Source organism: Leifsonia virtsii (genome assembly GCF_030433675.1).
Taxonomy (GTDB): domain Bacteria; phylum Actinomycetota; class Actinomycetes; order Actinomycetales; family Microbacteriaceae; genus Leifsonia; species Leifsonia virtsii.
Genome location: NZ_JAROCB010000001.1, coordinates 239,434 through 260,571, shown reverse-complemented (window position 1 = coordinate 260,571; position 21,138 = coordinate 239,434). Strand labels below are relative to the sequence as shown.

The following is a 21,138-nucleotide window of genomic DNA, read 5'->3' as shown; positions in this document are numbered from 1 at the left end:
CGGCCCTTCGTCCGGTCCGGTCCGGTCGTTACGCGGTGGCGGTCACCTCGAACGGCTCGAACGCCGCGTGGTATTCGGGCATGATGCGCGCCGTGACACGCGTGCCCTCCTCCACGTACTCGGTCGAGAGCACCCGGCCGCGCTCGTGCAGCGCCGAGATGAGGTCGCCTCGGTCGTACGGCACCACCAGCTCCACCTCGAGGGAGGGGTCCGGCAGCAGCCGTGCGATGGCGGCCAGCACCTCATCCACGCCCTCGCCCGTGCGGGCGGAGGCGAAGATGGCGCCGGGCTCCAGGCCACGCAGCACCAGGCGGTCGTCCGCCGAGATCCGGTCGGCCTTGTTGAAGACCACGATCTCCGGGATGTCGCGCGCGCCGACCTCGCCGATCACGTCGCGCACCGTCGCGAGCTGCGACGCCGGGTCCGGGTGCGAGCCGTCGACCACGTGCAGGATGACGTCGGAGTCGGCGACCTCCTCCAGGGTCGAGCGGAACGCCTCCACCAGCTGGTGCGGCAGGTTGCGGACGAACCCGACCGTGTCGGCCAGCGTGTACAGCCGGCCGTCGGCGGTCACACTGCGGCGCACCGTCGCATCCAGCGTCGCGAACAGCGCGTTCTCGACGAGCACGCCGGCCTTCGTGATCCGGTTCAGCAGGCTGGACTTGCCCGCGTTGGTGTAGCCCGCGATCGCCACGGACGGCACCGAGTTGCGGTTGCGGTTCGCCCGCTTCGCTTCCCGGGCCGGCTTGAAGCCGGCGATCTGCTTGCGCAGCCGGGCCATGCGGGTGTGGATGCGGCGGCGATCCAGCTCGATTTTCGTCTCACCGGGACCGCGCGAGCCCATGCCGGCGCCCGCGCCGCCCACCTGGCCACCGGCCTGGCGGGACATCGACTCGCCCCAGCCGCGGAGGCGCGGGAGCAGGTACTCGAGCTGTGCCAGCTCCACCTGCGCCTTGCCCTCGCGGCTCTTGGCGTGCTGACTGAAGATGTCGAGGATCACGGCCGTGCGGTCGATCACCTTGACCTTCACCACGTCCTCCAGCGCACGGCGCTGGCTCGGCGCCAGCTCGGTGTCGGCGATCACGGTGTCGGCGCCGAGAGCGGCCACGATTCCGGCCAGCTCCTCTGCCTTCCCGCGCCCGAGGTACGTGCTCGGGTCCGGATGCGGCCGCCGCTGCAGCAGCCCGTCGAGGACGGCGGCGCCCGCGGTCTCGGCCAGCGCCGCGAGCTCGCGCATGGAGTTCTCGGCGTCCTGCAGGGAACCCTGCGAGTACACGCCGATCAGCACCACGTTCTCCAGCCGCAGCTGCCGGTACTCCACCTCGGTGACGTCCTGCAGCTCGGTCGAGAGGCCGGACACGCGGCGCAGCGCCGCGCGCTCCTCCTGGTCGAACTGCTCGCCGTCGTGCGCGCCGCCGTCGAGGGCGTCGCTCTGCAGCGCCTGCGCGCGAGCGGAGTCTCCGAACAGCGTCACGCTGGCGCGGTTCTGCTCGGTCGCGAGCACGCGCGCGACCACGTCGTCTGCGTCGTGCTCGCGGATATCTGTCTTATCGGTCATTCAGTTCCCCTGATCCGGGTCAACCCTAGTTCGTCTTGTTCTTGTCTGTCCTGTACCGTCTGCTTATGGCCAGCGGAGATCACTACTTTTCCCCGGCGCCCGAGAGCGAGCTGAACCTGAGGCCGTTCACCGTACGCCTGGCCGGGACGACCTACGAGCTGGTGACAGCCAACGGGATCTTCAGCCCCGAGCGCGTCGATGCGGGTACGCGGGTGCTGCTGGACCATGTCCCCGCAGCGCCGCCCGGAGGTCAGCTCCTCGACCTGGGCTGCGGCTGGGGGCCGGTGGCTCTCACACTTGCTCTTGAATCCCCTCATGCGACGGTCTGGGCCGTCGACGTCAACACCCGAGCGCTGGACATCGTGCGCAGGAACGCGCAGAAGCTCGGTCTCACCAATGTAAACCCCGTGACGCCGGAGAATGTTCCCGACGACGTGCGGTTCACCACGATCTGGTCCAACCCGCCGATCCGGGTCGGCAAGAACGAGCTGCACAACATCCTGGAGCAGTGGCTGCCACGCCTCGAGCCCGGATCGGACGCGTGGCTGGTCGTGCAGCGCAATCTCGGCAGCGACTCGCTGCACCGCTGGATGCAGGCCACCTTCCCCGACCTCACCACCACCCGCGCCGCCACCGCCAAGGGCTACCGCGTCCTCCGCGCCCGCGCCCACGCCTAGCCCCACCGCCCCCTCGTCGCTTCCTCACTTAATCCGCCGAATCGCGGCCAATGGTCGGAATTAGCGAGGAAGCGATGGGGGTGGCTAGGCGAGGTCGAGGGTGCCGGTGAAGACGAGCTCGGCGGGACCGGAGAGGGCGACGTGCTCGCCGTCCTCCGTCGGGAACATGCGCACGCCGACCGTGCCGCCCGGCACGTCCACGCGCCACTGGTTCGGCGCGGCCGCACCCGCCCAGTAGCGGACCGCGAGCGCCGCGGCGGCGGCACCCGTCCCGCAGGACAGCGTCTCGCCGCTCCCCCGCTCGTGCACGCGCATCCGGATGCGGCCGACGCCGTCCTTCACGAGCGGCTCGTGCGGCACGACGAACTCGACGTTGGCCCCGTGCTCGGGCGCCGGCTCGATGTGCGGGATGTACGACAGGTCGGCCGCGTCGAGCTCCGACTCGTCGGCCACCGCCACGACCACGTGCGGGTTGCCCATGTCGATGCCGAGCCCCGGGCGCGCGATCGGCAGCTCCTTCGCTCGCACCAGCGGCTCGCCGCCGTCGAGGTCCCAGCGGCCGAGGTCGACCTGGAAGCCGGTGGTGCTGCGCTGCACGTCGCGCACGCCGGAGCGGGTGCCGATGGCGATCGTCCCGCCTTCGGGCAGTTCGGCGAGCCCGGTCTCCAGCAGGTAGCGGACGTACACGCGGATGCCGTTGCCGCACATCTCGGCGGGCGAGCCGTCGGCGTTGTAGTAGTCCATGAACCAGGTGGCGCCGTCGTCCTCCGCGAGCGCGGCCTCGCCCTCCGGCAGGTGGGCGGAGCGGACGGCGCGGATGACGCCGTCGGCTCCGACGCCGAAGTGGCGGTCGCAGATCCCGGCGATCTGAGCGGCGGTCAGCGGCAGGCGACCCTCGGGGTCGGAGTAGAGCACGAAGTCGTTGCCGGTGCCCTGACCCTTGGTGAAGTGGATGGTCGCCATGCGTCCCAGCCTAGCGACCCGCGGTGGGTGGGTTGCGCCGGGTGGGTGGGCAGGGCCGGGCTCAGGCGGCGTCGACGACGGCCAGCGCCTGGTCGACGAGGTCGGGAGCGTCGTACTCGAGCCAGTGGATGCCGGGATAGCGCTTGAACCAGCTGACCTGGCGGCGGGCGTAGCGGCGGGTGAGCTGCTGCGTCTGCGCGATCGCCTCCTCCTGGGTCAGCTCGTGGCGCAGCTCGGCTAGCGCCTGCGCGTAGCCGATCGCCCGGCGCGCGGTCACCCCGCGGTCGATCCCCTGCGGGATGAGCGCCGACACCTCGGCGAGCAGGCCGGCGGCCCACATGCGGTCGACTCGCGCGTCGAGCCGCCGCACGAGCTCCTCGCGCGGGGCGGAGAGCCCGATGATCGCGGTCGGCAGGTGCCACGGCTGCGGCTCGTCGGGGAGGGCTCCGCTGACCGAGGTGCCCGTGAGTTCGGCAACTTCGAGCGCGCGCACGATGCGCCGGCCGTTGCGGGATCCGATCCGCCGGGCGGCCTCCGGGTCGCGCTCCGCGAGGCGGTTGAAGAGCATCCCCGGTCCGTGCTCGGCAAGCTCCGCTTCGAGGCGCGCCCGCAGCTCCGGGTCGGTGCCCGGGAACCGCAGGTCGAAGAGCACGCTGGAGACGTACAGGCCCGACCCGCCGACCAGGATCGGGACGGCCCCGCGGGCCAGGATGTCCTCGATGCGTGCCCGGGCCTCCGGCTGGTAGCGCGCGACCGTGGCCTCGTCGGCGACCTCGAGCACGTCGAAGAGGTGGTGCGGGATGCCGCGCCACTCGTCGGGTGAGATCTTGGCCGTGCCGATGTCCATGCCGCGGTAGAGCTGCATCGCGTCGGCGTTGACGACCTCGGCCGCGGTGCCGCGGGCGCGTAGAGCGTCGGCGAGGGCGAGCGAGAGGTCGGTCTTCCCCGTCCCCGTCGGGCCGACGATCGCGACGAGCGGTGGGGCCGCGCGTGCGGTGCGGGCAGTCGGGGTGCTCAGCGCTGCCCGTCCGTCGGGTCGTAGATCGGCATGGTCCCGACGCCGGGCGACGTGAGCGGCTCGCGCGTGCGCAGGGTGGGAAGCCCGAGCGAGACCCGGCCGCCCGCGTCGGCGGAGGCGCCGGTGCCGTGGGCGGGGACCGCGCAGGACTCGGCCTCCGCGCGGTCCCAGGCGTCGCCCGCGGTGGTGCGGCGGACGCGGAGCGGCGTTCCGTCGACGGCGTCGGCGATGAGGTGGTGCGGGGCGGCCTGGGTGACGGTGACCGTGACGACGTCGCCGGGTCGCGGAGTCTCGGAGCCGGCCGGCAGCTCGAAGTGGACGAGGCGGCTGTCGCGGGCGCGTCCGCTGAGGCGGCGCGTGTCCGCATCCTTCCGGCCTTCGCCGTTGGCCACGAGGAGCTCGACCTCGCGGCCGATCAGCTTCTCGTTCTCCTCGAGGGAGATCCGCTCCTGCAGCGCGATGAGACGGTCGTAGCGGTCCTGCACGACCTCCTTCGGGACCTGGTCCTCCATCGTCGCGGCGGGTGTTCCCGGGCGGATCGAGTACTGGAACGTGAACGCCGACGCGAAGCGCGCCGCCTCGACCACGCGCAGGGTCTCCTGGAAGTCCTCCTCGGTCTCGCCGGGGAAGCCGACGATGATGTCGGTGCTGATGGCCGCGTCGGGCAGCTTGGCGCGCACGCGGTCGAGGATGCCGAGGAACTTCTCGGACCGGTACGACCGCCTCATGGAACGGAGGATGCGGTCGGAACCGGACTGCAGCGGCATGTGCAGCTGCGGCATGACCGCCGGGGTCTCCGCCATGGCGTCGATGACGTCGTCGGTGAAGGCCGCCGGGTGCGGGCTCGTGAAGCGGATGCGCTCGAGTCCCTGGATCTGGCCGGCCGCGCGGAGCAGCTTGCTGAACGCCTGGCGGTCGCCGAACTCGACGCCGTAGGAGTTGACGTTCTGGCCGAGCAGCGTGACCTCGATCGCGCCGTCGTCGACGAGCGCCTGGATCTCGGCGAGGATGTCGCCCGGACGGCGGTCCTTCTCCTTGCCGCGCAGCGACGGGACGATGCAGAACGTGCACGTGTTGTTGCAGCCGACCGAGATGGACACCCAGCCGGAGTAGGACGAGTCGCGCTTGGTGGGGAGCGTGGACGGGAACGTCTCGAGGGCCTCGAGGATCTCGATCTCGGCGGCGTCGTTGTGGCGGGCGCGCTCCAGCAGGCTCGGGAGCGAGCCCATGTTGTGGGTGCCGAACACGACGTCCACCCACGGTGCCTTCTCGAGGATGACGTTCTTGTCCTTCTGGGCGAGGCAGCCCCCGACGGCGATCTGCATGCCCTCGTGGCGTCGTTTCACCCCGGCGAGGTGGCCGAGGTTGCCGTAGAGCTTGTTGTCCGCGTTCTCCCGCACCGCGCAGGTGTTGATCACGACGATGTCGGCCTCTTCGCCGTCGGCAGGAACGTAGCCGGCCGCCTCGAGCGAACCGCTCAACCGCTCGGAGTCGTGGACGTTCATCTGGCAGCCGAACGTGCGCACCTCGTACGTGCGCGCCCGACCGTCCGGACGGACCGCCGCGTCGGACGGCTCGATCACACTGCGCTGCTCGATGCCACTGCGCTGCTCGACGATGCTCATGATGGCGACAAGTCTACGTTTCTCTCCTGCACGGCGACGACTCACCACTGGCCGACTCGGCGATACTCCGACTCGGCGCTACTGGAACCGGACCCCGGACCCGCCCCGGGAGCGGCGCCCGGCGAAAGCCGCGTCCATCGCCTGCCGGACGATGTCGGAGCCGTATCCCTTGCGCGCGAGGAAGCCGTGCAGACGTCGCCGCACGGTCTCGTCGTCGTAGGCGGACAGTTGTCCGATGCGCTTCACGGCGAGTTCGGTCGCACGCTCGAGTTCGTCGTCCGCCCCGATGTCGGCCAGGGCGATCTCGATGAGCTCAGGGTCGATGTGACGACGCTTCAGCTCCTGCTCGATCGCCGTGCGCCCGAGACCCTTGCGGCTGTGCTGGGTGAAGGCGAGGCTCGCGGCCAGCGACGCATCGTCGACCACCCCGAGTGCCTCGAGCCGGTCGAGCTCGGGCCCGAACACCTCGGGTGCGATCTCGCGCTTGGTCAGAAGCTGCTCGAGCTCCCACCGCGACATGCCGCGGCGCGCGAGCTGCCGGATGGCGAGCCCGGACGTCTTGCGCGTCTGCCGCGCCGTCTCGTCATCCGCCTCGTCGGTGACGGACGACGACCGTGCGCCGCCACCGACACGACCGTCCGTGTCGCTTCCGCCAGCGCCGCTTCCGCCAGCGCCGCTTCCGCCCACGGAGGACCCACGGCCGGACCTCGACGCCGCCGGCTCGGAACCCCACGTGTTGTTCCAGCCCTCGTCGCCCAGTCCGACCACCGGGCGGGTGCCCGACCGCCGCGAGGGATGCGCGTCGCGACCCGCCCCCGGCTCGGGGGCCGGGCGCCGGAGCGGTGTCACGGGAGCGAGCCGCTCCCCCTCCACCGCTCCGGACGACGCGTCATCCCTGCGGTCATTGTTGCGGTCGCCGTCGTTCGACGACGGAAATCTCACCACCACGAGGAACTCCTCCGCGAGGCGACGGGCACGATCACGCGCCCTTACGGGCCTGCAGCTTGTCTTCGATCGATCCGACGTTGGACGGCGCCTCGGCCACCGCGTTCGGGTCGGCGACGATTCCGAGCTTCACCTTGATCTTCTGCTCGATCTCCGCCGCGATGTCGGGGTTGGCGATCAGGAAGTTGCGCGAGTTCTCCTTGCCCTGACCGAGCTGGTCGCCCTCGTACGTGTACCAGGCACCCGACTTCTTGACGATCGCGTGCTCCACGCCGAAGTCGAGCAAGCTGCCTTCGCGCGAGATGCCGACACCGTAGAGGATGTCGAACTCGGCCTGCTTGAAGGGCGGCGCCATCTTATTCTTGACGACCTTGACGCGGGTACGGTTGCCGACCGCGTCGGTGCCGTCCTTCAAAGTCTCGATGCGACGGATGTCGAGACGGACCGACGCGTAGAACTTGAGCGCCTTACCACCGGCGGTGGTCTCCGGGCTTCCGAAGAAGACGCCGACCTTCTCGCGCAGCTGGTTGATGAAGATCATCGTGGTGTTGGTCTGGCTCAGCGCACCGGTCAGCTTGCGGAGCGCCTGCGACATGAGGCGGGCCTGGAGACCGACGTGCGCGTCACCCATCTCGCCCTCGATCTCGGCGCGCGGGACGAGCGCCGCCACGGAGTCGATGACGATGAGGTCGATGGAGCCGGAGCGCACCAGCATGTCGGCGATCTCGAGCGCCTGCTCACCCGTGTCGGGCTGCGACACGAGCAGCGCGTCGATGTCGACGCCGAGCTTGCGGGCGTACTCGGGGTCGAGTGCGTGCTCCGCGTCGACGAAGGCCGCGATGCCGCCGGCGCGCTGGGCGTTGGCGATGGCGTGCAGGGTCAGAGTGGTCTTACCCGACGACTCCGGACCGTAGATCTCGACGATGCGGCCGCGCGGAAGGCCGCCGATGCCGAGCGCGACGTCGAGCGCGATGGAACCGGTCGGGACGACCTCGACAGGGGCGCGCTCGTCGCTGCCCAGTCGCATGACGGAGCCCTTGCCGAACTGGCGGTCGATCTGCGCAAGGGCGGTCTCAAGGGCCTTCTCGCGGTCTGCGGGTGATGGCATGTGCGGTTCTCCTTCGTGGCTTCGCTACGGTTCGACTCTAGGAGTGACGTCCGACACTCGAAGCGAAGGACGACCAATCTGTGGACAACCGGTTTTCGACTGCCGCTGTGAAAAAATTCTAGCCAGTTCCGAACATATCTTCGAGAACGCGATACCGGCGTGTCGCACTTCTCAGCGCTTGGGAGCGGGCTTCCCCGCGCCGTACCACTGCGACGGCGGCACGCCGGTCTCCTTGCACAGCGCGATCCAGACATCGCGCGGCGGCAGGCCTACCGCGATCGCCTCCTTCGGCGTGCGGTTGCCGAGGTCGGCCAGGACGAGGTCGGTCATCAGAGCCTGGCCGTAGCCGGCGCCGAACTCGTCCGATACGGCGCGCTGGAACTCGCTGAGCTTCATGGGTCCCTTCTCGTGGGGGCAGTGCGGGGAAAACGAAGGACGCCCCGCGCGTGGCGGGGCGTCCTCGACAGCGTGTGGATCAGCGGGCGACCAGATCGGAGTCCATCGCCTGGACGAACTCGTCCGGAATCGTGTCCGGAATGACCGGCTCGAGTCCCTCGAGCACCGCGATGCGGTCCCCGACCTCGCGCATGATGACCGAGACCGGCGTCTCCAGCGCGTCGGCGACGGAGGCGAGGATCTCGCTCGACGCCTCCTTCTGCCCGCGCTCGACCTCGCTGAGGTACCCGAGCGCGACACTGGCCTTGCTCGCCACCTGGCGGAGCGTACGACCCTTTTGCAGGCGGAAGTCCCTGAGCACGTCGCCGATTTCCTGACGTACAAGAATCATTCGGAGCCTCCCTCTCTTACCCTGCCGACGTATCGATGGGATACGAATGTACCGCATCCATTGGCTCCACGATATCGACGAGCACTGGGCTTTTCTTGTGAATGCAGCAGGTGTAACGAGACCGAAACATCCCGTATTCCCGCGGACATCCGGCAATCTCACACGGCTGTTATTCCGAGCTCGACGGCGAGGGCGTGCACCGCCTCCGCGACCGTCGCCCGCCGGATGGCGTCGCGGTCTCCGGAGAGCTCCAGCGCGACCGATCGGGTGCCCGCGGCGGACGAGATGCCGACGAAGACAGTGCCGACCGGACGGCCGCCCTGCGGGTCGGGCCCGGCCACCCCGGTGGTGGCGACGCCGAGGTCGGCCGGGCGTCCGCCGACCGCCAGCCGCTCCCGGATGCCGCTCGCCAGCTGTCTCGCGACCTCGGGATGGACCGGGCCCTCCGCCGCGAGCAGCGCGGCATCCACCCCGACGAGGGTGTGCTTCAACTCGGTCGCATAGACCACCGCTCCCCCGAGCACGGTCGCGGACGCCCCGGGGACGCTGGTGAGCTCGGCGGTCAGCAGGCCGCCCGTGAGCGACTCGGCGGCGGCGACGGTGAGCCCACGCTCGATCAGAGCGCCGACCACGGCGGCCGTCTCGCCGGCCTCAGCCGGCGGCACGCTTCGCCCTCCGCCCCTTCCACGCCTGCCAGAGGTAGTCGATGCCCGTCCAGACGGTGAGGATGACGGCGGCGGTCATCAGGATGGTGTTCACCCAGTCGATCCAGCTGCCGAAGATCGTCCAGAGCGGCACGAGCGCGAACGAGATCGCGACGGACTGCACGATCGTCTTGATCTTGCCCCCGCGCGAGGCGGCGATGACGCCCTGCCGGATGACGACGAAGCGGTAGACGGTGATCCCGATCTCGCGCACCAGGATCACGATGGTGACCCACCAGGGCAGCTCGTTCAGGATCGAGAGCGCGATCAGCGCCCCGCCGGTGAGCACCTTGTCGGCGATGGGATCGAGCAGCTTGCCGAGGTCGGTGACCAGACCTTTGCGTCTGGCCAGGGCTCCGTCCACGCCGTCGGTGGCGATGGCGAGGACGAACAGCGCGGCGGCCGCCCAGCGCAGCCAACCGTCGTCTCCGCCGTCCGCGAGCAGCATCCAGACGAACAGCGGAGCGAGCAGGATGCGCACCACCGTGATGGCGTTGGGCAGGTTCCAGTTGCTCACGCGTGCTGGGCCTCCGCCCGACGCGGCGGACGGAGGCGTGTCGGACACCGACATCGCGGTCTCTACTCCCTGCCGGTCAGCTGCCAGGCGTCCTCGTCCGAGTCGCCCTCGACCTCAGGATAGCCCGCCGTCATCTCGGCGACAGGGTCGTCTCCGTACCGGTCGCTCTCGCCGTAGCCGTCGGCAGCGGGCGCGGCGCCTGCCTGCGGCACGGCGGGAGCACCGCCGGGCATGGCCTGCGGAGCGGGCGCAGCTGCCGGAGCGGCCGGAGCGCCCGCGGGCGGCTCCTCGCCGCGGAGGCGCGCGATCACCTGCGGCAGCTGTTCGGCCGTGACGAGCACGTCGCGCGCCTTCGACCCCTCCGAAGGCCCGACGATCTCGCGCGACTCCAGCAGGTCCATGAGGCGGCCCGCTTTGGCGAAGCCGACGCGCAGCTTGCGCTGCAGCATCGAGGTCGAGCCGAACTGCGACGACACCACCAGCTCGGCGGCGGCGAGCAGGAGCTCGAGGTCGTCTCCGATGTCGGAGTCGATCTGCTTCTTCTCCGCGCCGGCCGTGACGTCCTGCCGGTATTCGGGACGGGCCTGCCGGGTGACGTGATCGACGACCTTCTGGATCTCGTCCTCGTTGACCCAGGCGCCCTGCACCCGGAGGGCCTTCGAGGCGCCCATGGGCAGGAACAGGCCGTCGCCCTGGCCGATCAGCTTGTCGGCGCCGGGCTGGTCGAGGATGACGCGGGAGTCGGTGACGCTCGTGACCGCGAAGGCGAGCCGCGACGGCACGTTCGCCTTGATGAGGCCCGTGACGACGTCGACGGACGGACGCTGCGTCGCGAGCACCAGGTGGATGCCCGAGGCGCGGGCGAGCTGGGTGATGCGGACGATGGAGTCCTCCACGTCGCGCGGCGCGACCATCATCAGGTCGGCCAGCTCGTCGACGACGACGAGCAGGTACGGGTACGGCTTGAGCTTCCGCTCGCTCCCCGCAGGCAGGACGATCTCGTCGTTGATCACGGCGCGGTTGAAGTCGTCGATGTGCCGGAACCCGAAGCTCGCCAGGTCGTCGTAGCGCATGTCCATCTCTTTCACGACCCACTGCAAGGCCTCCGCGGCCTTCTTGGGACTCGTGATGATGGGCGTGATGAGGTGCGGCACCCCGCCGTAGATGGTGAGCTCGACGCGCTTCGGGTCGATGAGCACCATGCGCACCTCGGACGGCTTCGCGCGCATCAGCAGGCTGGTGATCATCGAGTTCACGAAGCTCGACTTGCCCGAACCGGTGGAGCCTGCCACGAGTAGGTGAGGCATCTTGGCGAGGTTGGCGACCACGTAACCGCCGCCGACGTCCTTGCCGACGCCGATCGTCATCGGGTGCGTGCTCTTGGCGGCAGCGGGCGACCGCAGCACGTCGCCGAGCGACACGATCTCGCGGTCGGTGTTGGGGATCTCGACGCCGATCGCGCTCTTCCCCGGGATCGGCGACAGGATGCGGACCTCGTTGCTCGCGACCGCGTACGAAAGGTTCTTGCTGAGCGCGGTGACGCGCTCCACTTTGACTCCGGGGCCGAGCTCGATCTCGTACTGCGTGACCGTCGGTCCGCGCGAGTAGCCGGTCACCTTCGCGTCGACGCCGAACTGAGTGAGCACCTCGGTGATCGCGGCGACGATCTCGTCGTTGGCGCCGGAACGCACCTTTGCCGGCGTTCCGGCCGACAGCATCGTGGCGGACGGCAGGTGGTACGGCATGGCAGGCTCGGGCAGCGCGGGGCTGCCCGCGGCGTCCTCGTCGAAGTCGTCGGCGCCCGCCTGGAAGCCCGGCAGCACGGCCGGAGCCCCGGGCGTCGGCATGGGCGCGGCGGCGGTCGGCGGCTGCTCGCCGGTGAACCGCTGGAGCGCGTCCTCGGCGTGCGCGAGCTCGCTCAGCACCTCGGTGCCGTAGTGGTCGCTGGCCGGGTCGGGCTCGAGCGGGCTCGCGAACTCCCCCTTGCCGCGCTGAGCGCCGCCGAAGACCTCGGTCAGGCCGTCCGCGGCCTCGTCGTACTCCGGGTCCTCCTCGCGCTGGGACTTGTTGCGGCGCCACCAGGGCAGGTTCGCCTCGGGCTCGGGCTCGTCGTCGACGCCGTCGAGCTCGACCTGCTTGGTGCGGGCCTCCTTCGCCTCCTGACGCTCTTCGTCCGTCGGCAGCTGCGCGCCGAACAGGTAGGCGTAGAGCTCGCGGATGCGGGCGGGTAGCTTGTTGGGCGGCGTCTTGGTGATGATGAACAGGCTGAGCACGAGCAGCAGCACGATGACGGCGCCGGCGCCGTACGGTGTGATGACGAACGACAGCGGAGCCGCGATGAGCCAGCCGAGCACACCGCCCGCCTGAGCGAGAGCCGCCGTGCCGTCGCTCGGCGACGGGTGCGCGCTGAACAGGTGGCAGAGCCCGGCGACCATCAGCAGGAGCAGGCCGAGCCCGATGCCGATGCGGGTGTTGTCGTGCACGGAACTCGGATGGCGGAACAGCCAGGCGGCGAACAGCACCATGACGATGGGGAGCGCGAAGGCCACCCGGCCGACGAGCAGCCCGAAGGTCCACGAGTCGAGCATGCGCGCGACCTGGTCGTTGATCAGGAACCACTCGACCACGGCGCCGGCGACCGCGAGCAGCACCAGGAAGAACGGGAAGCCGTCGCGCCGCTCCTCTTTGCTGAGCTTCTCGGGACCGAGAGCGCGGAAGGCGGCGCCCGTGAGATGGGCGAGCCCCATCCAGGCGCGGACCAGCGGACTGGGCCCCGCGTCGGCGGCCGGATAGGCGACCGTCTTCTGCTGGGCGGTCTTCGATGCCGGCTTGCGCGCGGTCGACCCGCCGCGACCGGAGTTCCGGGCGCGGGAATTCGACTTGGTGCTCGTGGCCATGAGGTAAACGGTACGTCGTGCCCCCGTCATCCGGCGGTCACCGCGCCTGGATTGTGGAAAATCCGGAACCCGGGCGCGCTGTGGACGAAAACCGCGGTCAGCGGACGGTACGCACCATCGTGTCCGCCGTCTCCGACGATGCGACGGTCACATAGCCCTCGCTGATGTAGAGGCGCTGCGCGAAGTTCGCGCGCTGGACGCTGAGGCTCAGCCGCGCGTGCCCGCGTGCCGCGGCCTCCCGCGCGAGCTCCCGGAGGAGCGCCCGGCCCGCCCCCTGCGCCCGCCACTGCGGGTACACGCCGAGGGTCAGCTCCGGCACGCCCGCGGCGACGAACCCGTACCCGGGAGCGTTCGCCGGGAACAGCCGGGCCCAGCAGGCGCCGACGGCCACCCCGCGCGCGTCCTCGGCCACGCAGCCGAAGTCGCCGGGGCGCTGCCAGCCGGCGACGTAGTGCCTCACGGCCGGATCCTCCAGCACTGTGACGCGGGAACGGGCACGCGCCGGATCCCAGTTGGCCGCCTCGACGAGCATGTCGGCGAGCACGCGCGCATCCTCACCCGTGGCGGGCCGGATGCGGAACGCGTTCATGGGGGAACGCTACCCGCCGCGATGTTTCGGGCAGGTTACGGTTCCCCCCCCGGAGACCCGGTCAGGCCTCGATCACCAGTGGCACGATCATCGGCCGGCGCCGGTAGCTGGTGTTGACCCAGCGGCCGACAGTGCGGCGGACCACCTGCGAGAGCGCGTGCGAGTCGCGGACGCCGTTGTGCGCCGCCTCCGCGAGCGCCGCCGCGATCTTCGGCTTGACGTCGTCGAACACCGCGTCGTCCTCCGCGAAGCCGCGGGCGTGCACCTCCGGACCCGTGACGATGCGGCCGGTCGCGGCCTCGACCACCACGATGATGGAGATGAAGCCCTCCTCGCCGAGGATCCGGCGGTCCTTCAGGTCGGCGTCGGTGATCTCGCCGACGCTGGAGCCGTCCACGTAGACGAAACCGAGGTCGAGCTGGCCCACGATGCGGGCGACGCCGTCGCGCAGGTCGACGACCGAGCCGTCTTCCGCGAGGATCGTGTTCCGCTCCGGCACGCCGGTGTCCATCGCCAGCCGCGCGTTGGCGACGAGGTGACGGTACTCGCCGTGCACCGGCATCACGTTCTTCGGCTTCAGGATGTTGTAGCAGTAGAGCAGCTCGCCGGCGGCCGCGTGGCCCGAGACGTGCACCTTCGCGTTGCCCTTGTGCACGACGTTGGCGCCGAGCTTGGTCAGCCCGTCGATGACGCGGTAGACCGCGTTCTCGTTGCCCGGGATGAGACTGGACGCGAGGATCACGGTGTCGCCGTGCCCGACCTCGATCTGGTGGTCGAGGTTGGCCATGCGCGCCAGGACCGCCATCGGCTCGCCCTGCGAGCCGGTCGACATGTAGACGATCTCGTCGTCGGGGAGGTCGGCGGCCTTCTTGTAGTCGATGAGCACGCCCTCGGGAACCTTGAGGTAGCCGAGCTCGGCGGCGATCGTCATGTTGCGCACCATCGAGCGACCGAGCAGCGCGACCCGGCGGCCGTTGGCGGCCGCCGCGTCGAGCACCTGCTGGACGCGGTGGACATGGCTGGAGAAGCTCGCGACGATGACACGCCGGGGCGCGCGGGCGATGACCGCGTCGAGCACCGGACCGATCGATCGCTCGAGCGGGGTGAAGCCGGGGACGTCGGCGTTGGTCGAGTCGGCGAGGAACAGGTCGACGCCCTTCTCGCCGAGCCGCGCGAACGCGCGCAGGTCGGTGATGCGGTCGTCCAGCGGCAGCTGGTCCATCTTGAAGTCGCCCGTGTGCAGGACGACGCCCGCCGGGGTGGTGATCGCGACGGCCAGCGCATCCGGGATGGAGTGGTTGACCGCGACGAACTCGAGCGAGAACGGCCCGAGCTGCTCGACCTGCCCCTCCTTGACCGTCAGCGAGTACGGCTGGATGCGGTGCTCCTTGAGCTTCGCCTCGACCAGCGCGAGGGTCAGCCCCGAGCCGATGAGCGGGATGTCCTTGCGCAGCTTGAGCAGGTACGGCACGGCGCCGATGTGGTCCTCGTGGCCGTGCGTGAGCACGACGCCGACCACGTCGTCGAGCCGGTCGCGGACCGGGGCGAAGTCGGGCAGGATCAGGTCGACTCCCGGCTGGTCCTGCTCGGGGAAGAGCACGCCGCAGTCGACGATGAGGATCTTGCCCTCGTACTCGAAGACGGTCATGTTGCGGCCGATCTCCCCGAGACCGCCGGTGGGGATGATGCGGAGTGTTCCTGGCTCGAGCGCGGGCGGCTCGGCGACGTCGTTGGGCATGTGCCCTCCTCGTTCTGTCTTTCGGTGTGCGGGGCGTCACGCGCCCGCGATGTCGTCGGCCGGTGCGGCCGTCAGCGTGTGGTCCCGGCGATCTTCGGGAGCGCACCGCCCGCGGCCGCGTTGCGGTCGGGGCGGAAGTTCGAGAAGTCGACGCCGGGGATGTTCTTGACCAGGTCGAGCTCGTCCTCGATCTGTGCGGCCTCCCACTCCTCCGGGCCGACGAGCGGCAGGCGCACGCGCGGGCTTCCGATGCGGCCGAGGCCGTGGAGGATGTACTTGGCGGCGACCGTGCCGGGCACGTGGGTCATCACCGCGCGCACCAGCGGCTCCAGCTTCATGTGCGCCGCCGTCGCGGTGGCGAGGTCGCCCGCGTTGACCGCGTCGACGATCTGCCGGTACGGCGTCGGCGCGATGTTCGCCGTGACGCCGATCAGCCCGCTCGCCCCGATCGAGAGGTGCGGGAGCACGTTGGCGTCGTCGCCGGAGAAGTAGAGCAGGTCGGTCTGGTTGAGCACCCGGCTCACCTCGCTGAAGTCGCCTTTCGCGTCTTTGATGGCGAGGACGTTGGGGTGCTTGGCGATGCGCAGGATGGTCTCGTACTTGATCGGCACACCGGTGCGGCCCGGGATGTCGTACAGGATCACCGGCAGGTCGGTGGAGTCGGCGATCATGCGGAAGTGCGTCAGGATGCCGGCCTGGGTCGGCTTGTTGTAGTACGGCGTGACGACCATGACGCCGTCGGCGCCGGCCTTCTCGCTCTGCTGGTAGAGCTGGATGGCGTGCGCCGTCTCGTTCGACCCGCCGCCGGTGATGATCTTGGCCCGGCCGGCCGCGACCGACTTGCCGACCTCGACCAGCCGCAGCTTCTCGGCGTCGGTCAGCGTCGACGTCTCGCCGGTGGTGCCCGTGACGACGATGCCGTCGGCTCCCGCCTGGATGACGTCGTCGATGTGCTTCTCGACGCCCGCCCAGTCCACTTCGCCATCGGCGGTGAACGGGGTGACCAGGGCGACGAGCACCTGGCCGAACGGGTTCGTGGAAGCAGCCATGGCACAAGGCTATCGGGTCACCGTCACGCGACGACACATTCGGTGCACTGTGGATAAGTCGGGGCTAACGTCCCATCCTGTGAACGGATTAGCGGCAATCGGGGTTCTCGCGGGACTCGTCGCCGTCGCCACGGCGGCCGGTCTGATCTGGCGCGCCACGACCGGCCGGGCACGCACCGTGCGGGGCACGGAGGTCGTCCAGGCGGCCGAGGTCGGGGTGGAGCCGTTCGGCGGCCGCGCGACGCTGCTGCAGTTCTCGACCGCGTTCTGCGCGCCCTGCCGCTCGACGGCCCGGGTGCTCGACGGGGTCGCCGACGACCACGACGGGGTGCGGCACGTGGAGGTCGACCTCACGAACCGCCCGGAGCTCGCCGACCGCTTCCACATCCTCCAGACGCCGACGACCCTCGTGCTCGACGGCTCCGGCGCCGTCCGCGCCCGCATCGGCGGCGCGGCGCGGTCCGCCGACGTCCGCGAAACCCTCCACCGCATCCTCGGGAGCGATCATGTCTCAGCCTGAGCCCACTACCTCCGCCCGTCCCGCCGCCGCGGGAATCGACCCGCGGTCGCCGCGCTTCGGCGCCGGCATCACGGCGGTCCTCCTCCTCGTCGACCTCTTCCTCTCGCTGGTCGGCGCCACGACCGCGGCCGCGGTGCTGCTGCTCGTGATCGCCGTGCTGTTCGCCTGGGGAGCGTTCGCCGGTATCCGCCGGCACCCGTACGGCGCGCTGTACCGCGCCCTCATCCGGCCGCGCCTCGCTCCCCCGGCCGAGCTGGAGGACCCGGCGCCCCCGACGTTCGCACAGGGGGTGGGGCTGTTCGTGACCGGTGTCGGACTCGTGCTCTTCGCGCTGGGCGTGCCGCTCGCACTGCCGGTCGCCGCGGCGCTGGCGTTCATCGCGGCGTTCCTGAACTCGGTGTTCGGATACTGCCTCGGCTGCCAGCTCTACCTGCTGCTCGTCCGTGCCCGCCTGATCCGCCGGCCCGCGGTCTGAGCCCGGGCGGCTGAAGCGGCCCACACGTCGGAACGGCCGAGCCGGGAATCCGCCGAGGACGGATGACGGGCGTCGGTGGCCGTCAGTAGTGTTGGACGGGCCCGCCGCGCACGGCGACGGGCGCTCGGCGAGGAGGTCCCATGGCAGTCACCAGCGAATCCACCACCGTCTGGAACGGCGATCTGAAGAGCGGAGCGGGCACCGTCACGCTCGACTCGTCGAAGGCGGCGGAGCTGTCGGTGAACTGGAAGGCGCGCTCCGAGGGCGGCGCCGAGGTCACCACGCCGGAGGAACTGCTCGGCGCCGCGCACGCGGCCTGCTTCTCGATGGCCTTCTCGAACACGCTCGCGCAGTTCGGCACCGCTCCGGAGACGATCCGCACGACCGCCGCGGTCACCTTCGACCCGGCGCAGGGCATCACCGGCAGCCACCTCCGCGTGACCGCGACCGTGCCCGGCCTGTCCGAGGAGGACTTCCAGCGCCTTGCCGACGAGGCCAAGCGCACCTGCCCGGTGTCGCGAGCGCTGGTCGGCATCCCGATCACGCTCGAGGCCACCCTCGCCTGAGAGGCGCTGAGAACTGATGCGGGTGCTGCTCGCCGGCTCGTCCGGCATGATCGGGGGCGAGCTGCGCGCCCAGCTCGCCGCCGCCGGCCACGAGGTGCGGCGGCTGGTGCGGCGCGAGCCGTCCGCGCCGGATGAGTTCGTCTGGGAGCCGGCGGAGCGGACCGTCGACGTCGCCCTGTTCGACTGGGCCGACGGGGTCGTGAACCTCTCCGGGTCGTCGTTGCAGCGGCTGCCGTGGACGCGTGCGACCAAGCGGCGCATCCTGTCGTCGCGGCTGCAGGCCACCGGCACCCTGACCGACGGGATGCGCCGGGCCGGCCAGCCGCCGGCCGTCTTCGTGAGCGGGTCGGCCGTGGGGTACTACGGCGACCGGCCCGGCGAGGAGCTGACAGAGGCGGCGGCCAAGGGCGACGGCTTCCTCGCCGACGTCGTCGACGCGTGGGAAGCCGCGGCGCGGCTCGCCCCGGAGGCGACGCGGGTCGCCCTCGCGCGCACCGGCGTGGTGATCGGCCGCGGCGGCGCGCTGAAGCCGCTGCTCCCGATCGCGAAGGCCGGGCTGGGCGGACCGCTCGGGTCCGGGCGGCAGCACTGGCCGTGGGTGAGCCTGCACGACGAGGCGGCGGCGCTCGTCCACCTGCTCGGCTCCGGGCTCGAGGGTCCGGTCAACATCGCGGGGCCCACCCCGGCGACCGCGGGCGAGGTCGTGAAGGCGCTGGCGCGGGCGGTCCGCCGGCCGTACGGGTTCCCCGTCCCGGCCTTCGCGCTCCGGCTGGCCCTGCAGGACGCCGCGCAAGAGCTGCTGCTCGCCGACCAGCGCGTGGTGCCGCAGAAGCTGCTCGACGACGGGTTCGTGTTCCGCGACCCGACGGTGCAGGACGCGATGGACCGGCTCGTCGAGGTGCGCGCGGCCTGAGGCGGGAGCAGCGGTGCCGACGGCGTCAGTCCGCCGGGCGGGCGCCTTTCGTCTCCGCACGCTCCAGCCGGATGGCCTCGCGGAGCGCCTCGCGCGCCCGGCGCCGGTCGCCCGAGGCGTCGTAGGCGAGCCCCAGCCGGAACCAGGCTCGCCAGCTCTCCGGGGAGGCCTCGACCTCGGCCCGGTACTGCGGGAACTGCTCGTCCGCTGCCTCCCGGAACGGCCGGCCGCTGGCTCGCGTCGGGAGGTCCTCGACCGGCAGGTTGCCTTCGGCCTCCAGCTGCCGGACGAGACGCTCGGTGCGCGCGCCGAACAGCAGCTCCCGCCCGATGGCCCAGGCGGCGATGAACGGCAGCACCAGCAGGGCGATGCCCATGGCGATGGCGATGCCCTCACCGGTCGCGATCAGCATGATCGCGCGCTGGGTCACGAGCACCAGGTAGACGAGCAGGAGGACCGCCATCAGGATGGCGGCGAGCCGGTTCCTCATCGCGTCGGGTCGGTGCCGTCGTCGCCGGCGTCGCGCACGGTCGGGCGCGGAGGCTCCCCGTTCGGCTCCGCGATCCCGAGGTCGATCAGCTTGTCGAGGCCGACGGTCACCCCCGTCGCGGTGGCGGCGGCGCGCACGGCCAGCAGGATGCCGGCCTCGTACGCCTCCGCGCCGACCGTGTCGTGGCGGATCGTGAGCTGCTCCCCCGCCCCGCCGAAGATCACCTGCTGCTGCGCGACGACCCCGCGCATCCGGAGGCTGTGGATGGGCACGCTCGCGACCTGCTGACCGCGGGCGCGCTGATCGGAGTGCGGCGCCTCGACCGGTCCCTTGGCCGCCCGCGCGGCCCCGATGAGCTCTGCGGTGCGCACCGCCGTCCCCGACGGCGAGTCGATCTTGCCTGCGCCGTGCGCCTCCAGGATCTCGATCGAGTCGAAGAAGCGCGCCGCGACCGTCGCGAAGGCCGTGCCGAGGGCCGAACCGAGCGAGAAGTTGGGGATGACGACCGCGCCGCGACCCTCGTGCTGCGCCACCCGGCGCTCCAGGTCGAGGATGCGGTCGGCCGACCAGCCGGAGGTGCCGACCAGCACGTTGAGGCCGTGGTCGACGGCGAACGCGACGATGCCGGGGCTCACCTGCGGGAGCGTCATGTCGACGAGCACGTCCGCAGCGAGCATGTCCTCCAGCGGCGAGCGCGAGTCCAGCGCGGCCACCAGCTCCAGGTCGTCGGCCTGCTCGATCAGGCGCACGGCCACGCTTCCCAGTTTTCCGGTCGCCCCGGCGACGGCCACGCGAATGCTCACCCCGACAGCCTACCTGCGCCTCCGGAGAGCCCCGCCGGACTACCCTGGGTCGATGGTGTCTTTCGCAGACGTCGCCGTCACCGACGCGACCGCCCACCGGATGCTGTCCGACTACTTCGCCGAGCGCGCGGAGACGTTCCCGACGATCCAGGGCGCGTACCGCACGGCGTTCCCGGACCCGGGCCAGTTCGTGCCGCCGAAGGGCGTGTTCCTGCTGGCGTACGACGAGGGGCTGGAGGCCGGCTGCGGCGGCATCCGTGAGCTGCCGGTCCCGCTGTCGGAGACGGAGGACGGGACGCCGGTGGTCCGCTACGAGATCAAGCACCTGTGGGTGCCGCCTGCGCGGCGCGGCAACGGCTTCGGCCGGGCGATCCTCGCCGAGCTGGAGCACCGCGCCCGCGGCTTCGGGGCCACCGAGCTGGTGCTCGACACCAACGCGAGCCTGGAGGCGGCCGGCGGCCTGTACCGCTCGCACGGCTACGAGCCCATCCAGCCCTACAACGACAACCCGAACGCGACCGATTGGTTCCGCAAGCCGCTCACGCCCCTCCCCTAGCGCGCGGGAGGCTAGACGGGCTGCAGTTCGGGGAGGCCGGTGCGCAGCTCGACCGGCAGGTGGCCCAGGTCGTTGTGCACGACGAGCACCGGCGGCTTCGCCGAGCGCACCCGGATGATCGTGAGGCCGCAGTTGGCCTGGTTGAGCCCCAGCCAGCGCCAGTCGGGGGCGTCGAAGACATGACGGACGAACCATCCGATCACGAAGTTGTGCGTCACCAGCAGGTCGTGCCGGTCGCCCATCGCCGGGGTCAGGAACTCGTGGACCGCATCCTCCATCTGCGCGCGTCCCGCCTCGATCTCCGCCTCCGTCACCGGGCCGAAGAACGACTCGAACGCCTTCGGCATGTCGGGCGTCGGCCCCGAGGGGATGCAGTCGAACAGCAGGCTCGACGGCTGCGGGTCGAGGGCGGGCATCCGCTCCGCCATGATCGCCGCCGTCTCGGCCGCGCGGTTCAGCGGCGAGTGGTACATCGAGGTGAACGGGATACCGCTGAGCCGCTCGGCGATGAGCTGCGCCTGACGCTTGCCGCGCGGCGAGAGCGGGCCGTCGGGGAGACCGTGCTCGGCATCCTGCTGCTCGCCGTGGCGCACGAGGTAGAGGTAGTGGGGCACGAGGTGGACCTTTCGGAGGAGAACGG

At 70.9% G+C, this 21,138-nt stretch carries 23 protein-coding genes; 6 read left to right on the top strand and 17 right to left on the bottom strand.

All coding sequences use genetic code 11. The features are described from left to right. Positions 1-28: 28 nt before the first annotated feature. A complete protein-coding gene (hflX, locus tag P5G59_RS01240; protein ID WP_301215224.1) occupies positions 29-1,558 on the bottom strand; it encodes a GTPase HflX in 1,530 nt (509 codons plus the stop codon). A 65-nt stretch (positions 1,559-1,623) separates the two neighbouring features. Between hflX and P5G59_RS01235 the strand changes: the two genes are divergently transcribed. Next, on the top strand, positions 1,624-2,235 hold the full coding sequence (locus P5G59_RS01235; protein WP_301215222.1) for a class I SAM-dependent methyltransferase: 612 nt from the start codon (positions 1,624-1,626) through the stop codon (positions 2,233-2,235). An 84-nt stretch (positions 2,236-2,319) separates the two neighbouring features. On the opposite strand, the gene dapF is transcribed toward P5G59_RS01235, so the two are convergent. From dapF to dapA, 13 genes are all read right to left on the bottom strand, one after another. Beyond that, a complete protein-coding gene (gene dapF / locus P5G59_RS01230; protein ID WP_301215219.1) occupies positions 2,320-3,198 on the bottom strand; it encodes a diaminopimelate epimerase in 879 nt (292 codons plus the stop codon). Positions 3,199-3,259: 61 nt separating this feature from the next. Continuing rightward, positions 3,260-4,216: a tRNA (adenosine(37)-N6)-dimethylallyltransferase MiaA gene (miaA, locus tag P5G59_RS01225; RefSeq protein ID WP_301216955.1), complete on the bottom strand. Its 957-nt coding sequence runs from the start codon at positions 4,214-4,216 to the stop codon at positions 3,260-3,262. After that, positions 4,213-5,841, bottom strand: a complete 1,629-nt coding sequence (gene miaB, locus P5G59_RS01220; RefSeq protein ID WP_301215217.1) for a tRNA (N6-isopentenyl adenosine(37)-C2)-methylthiotransferase MiaB — start codon at positions 5,839-5,841, stop codon at positions 4,213-4,215. Before miaB ends, miaA begins: the two co-directional genes overlap by 4 nt. A gap of 78 nt (positions 5,842-5,919) precedes the next feature. Continuing rightward, positions 5,920-6,789 carry a regulatory protein RecX gene (locus P5G59_RS01215; RefSeq protein ID WP_301215215.1) on the bottom strand — a complete coding sequence of 290 codons (870 nt, stop codon included), beginning with the start codon at positions 6,787-6,789 and terminating at the stop codon, positions 5,920-5,922. A 31-nt stretch (positions 6,790-6,820) separates the two neighbouring features. Then, complete coding sequence (recA, locus tag P5G59_RS01210; RefSeq protein ID WP_301215213.1) at positions 6,821-7,894, bottom strand: recombinase RecA; 1,074 nt, start codon at positions 7,892-7,894, stop codon at positions 6,821-6,823. Positions 7,895-8,065: 171 nt separating this feature from the next. Next, a complete protein-coding gene (locus P5G59_RS01205) occupies positions 8,066-8,290 on the bottom strand; it encodes a DUF3046 domain-containing protein (RefSeq protein ID WP_301215211.1) in 225 nt (74 codons plus the stop codon). A 79-nt stretch (positions 8,291-8,369) separates the two neighbouring features. Next, a complete protein-coding gene (locus P5G59_RS01200; protein WP_175338722.1) occupies positions 8,370-8,681 on the bottom strand; it encodes a helix-turn-helix domain-containing protein in 312 nt (103 codons plus the stop codon). A gap of 158 nt (positions 8,682-8,839) precedes the next feature. After that, positions 8,840-9,346, bottom strand: a complete 507-nt coding sequence (locus tag P5G59_RS01195; protein WP_301215208.1) for a CinA family protein — start codon at positions 9,344-9,346, stop codon at positions 8,840-8,842. Then, positions 9,333-9,956, bottom strand: a complete 624-nt coding sequence (gene pgsA / locus P5G59_RS01190; protein WP_301215206.1) for a CDP-diacylglycerol--glycerol-3-phosphate 3-phosphatidyltransferase — start codon at positions 9,954-9,956, stop codon at positions 9,333-9,335. Before pgsA ends, P5G59_RS01195 begins: the two co-directional genes overlap by 14 nt. Before the next feature lie 8 nt (positions 9,957-9,964). Then, on the bottom strand, positions 9,965-12,799 hold the full coding sequence (locus tag P5G59_RS01185) for a DNA translocase FtsK (protein ID WP_301215204.1): 2,835 nt from the start codon (positions 12,797-12,799) through the stop codon (positions 9,965-9,967). 97 nt (positions 12,800-12,896) lie between these two features. After that, positions 12,897-13,388: a GNAT family N-acetyltransferase gene (locus tag P5G59_RS01180; RefSeq protein WP_301215202.1), complete on the bottom strand. Its 492-nt coding sequence runs from the start codon at positions 13,386-13,388 to the stop codon at positions 12,897-12,899. A gap of 61 nt (positions 13,389-13,449) precedes the next feature. Beyond that, complete coding sequence (locus P5G59_RS01175) at positions 13,450-15,126, bottom strand: ribonuclease J (protein WP_301215200.1); 1,677 nt, start codon at positions 15,124-15,126, stop codon at positions 13,450-13,452. Positions 15,127-15,197: 71 nt separating this feature from the next. Continuing rightward, positions 15,198-16,175: a 4-hydroxy-tetrahydrodipicolinate synthase gene (dapA, locus tag P5G59_RS01170; RefSeq protein WP_301215198.1), complete on the bottom strand. Its 978-nt coding sequence runs from the start codon at positions 16,173-16,175 to the stop codon at positions 15,198-15,200. Positions 16,176-16,254: 79 nt separating this feature from the next. Between dapA and P5G59_RS01165 the strand changes: the two genes are divergently transcribed. From P5G59_RS01165 to P5G59_RS01150, 4 genes are all read left to right on the top strand, one after another. Further along, positions 16,255-16,695 carry a TlpA family protein disulfide reductase gene (locus P5G59_RS01165; protein WP_301215196.1) on the top strand — a complete coding sequence of 147 codons (441 nt, stop codon included), beginning with the start codon at positions 16,255-16,257 and terminating at the stop codon, positions 16,693-16,695. After that, positions 16,682-17,170, top strand: a complete 489-nt coding sequence (locus P5G59_RS01160) for a DUF4395 domain-containing protein (protein WP_301215194.1) — start codon at positions 16,682-16,684, stop codon at positions 17,168-17,170. Before P5G59_RS01165 ends, P5G59_RS01160 begins: the two co-directional genes overlap by 14 nt. 140 nt (positions 17,171-17,310) lie before the next feature. Beyond that, positions 17,311-17,736 carry an OsmC family peroxiredoxin gene (locus tag P5G59_RS01155; protein ID WP_301215192.1) on the top strand — a complete coding sequence of 142 codons (426 nt, stop codon included), beginning with the start codon at positions 17,311-17,313 and terminating at the stop codon, positions 17,734-17,736. A 16-nt stretch (positions 17,737-17,752) separates the two neighbouring features. Then, positions 17,753-18,649: a TIGR01777 family oxidoreductase gene (locus tag P5G59_RS01150; RefSeq protein WP_301215190.1), complete on the top strand. Its 897-nt coding sequence runs from the start codon at positions 17,753-17,755 to the stop codon at positions 18,647-18,649. Between the two features lie 25 nt (positions 18,650-18,674). Here the strand turns inward: P5G59_RS01150 and P5G59_RS01145 are convergent, their stop codons facing one another. After that, the gene (locus tag P5G59_RS01145; protein ID WP_301215188.1) at positions 18,675-19,139 is read right to left on the bottom strand and encodes a tetratricopeptide repeat protein; all 465 of its coding nucleotides are present in this window, start codon (positions 19,137-19,139) and stop codon (positions 18,675-18,677) included. Then, positions 19,136-19,942, bottom strand: coding sequence for a 4-hydroxy-tetrahydrodipicolinate reductase (dapB, locus tag P5G59_RS01140; RefSeq protein ID WP_301215186.1), 807 nt, complete (start codon positions 19,940-19,942; stop codon positions 19,136-19,138). The genes P5G59_RS01145 and dapB overlap by 4 nt, the downstream gene beginning before the upstream one ends. 52 nt (positions 19,943-19,994) lie before the next feature. On the opposite strand from dapB, the gene P5G59_RS01135 reads away from it, so the two are divergent. Beyond that, positions 19,995-20,498 (top strand): GNAT family N-acetyltransferase, encoded by a 504-nt coding sequence (locus P5G59_RS01135; RefSeq protein ID WP_301215184.1) that lies wholly within the window; start codon positions 19,995-19,997, stop codon positions 20,496-20,498. An 11-nt stretch (positions 20,499-20,509) separates the two neighbouring features. On the opposite strand, the gene P5G59_RS01130 is transcribed toward P5G59_RS01135, so the two are convergent. Further along, positions 20,510-21,112 carry a histidine phosphatase family protein gene (locus P5G59_RS01130; protein ID WP_301215182.1) on the bottom strand — a complete coding sequence of 201 codons (603 nt, stop codon included), beginning with the start codon at positions 21,110-21,112 and terminating at the stop codon, positions 20,510-20,512. Between the last annotated feature and the right edge of the window lie 26 nt (positions 21,113-21,138).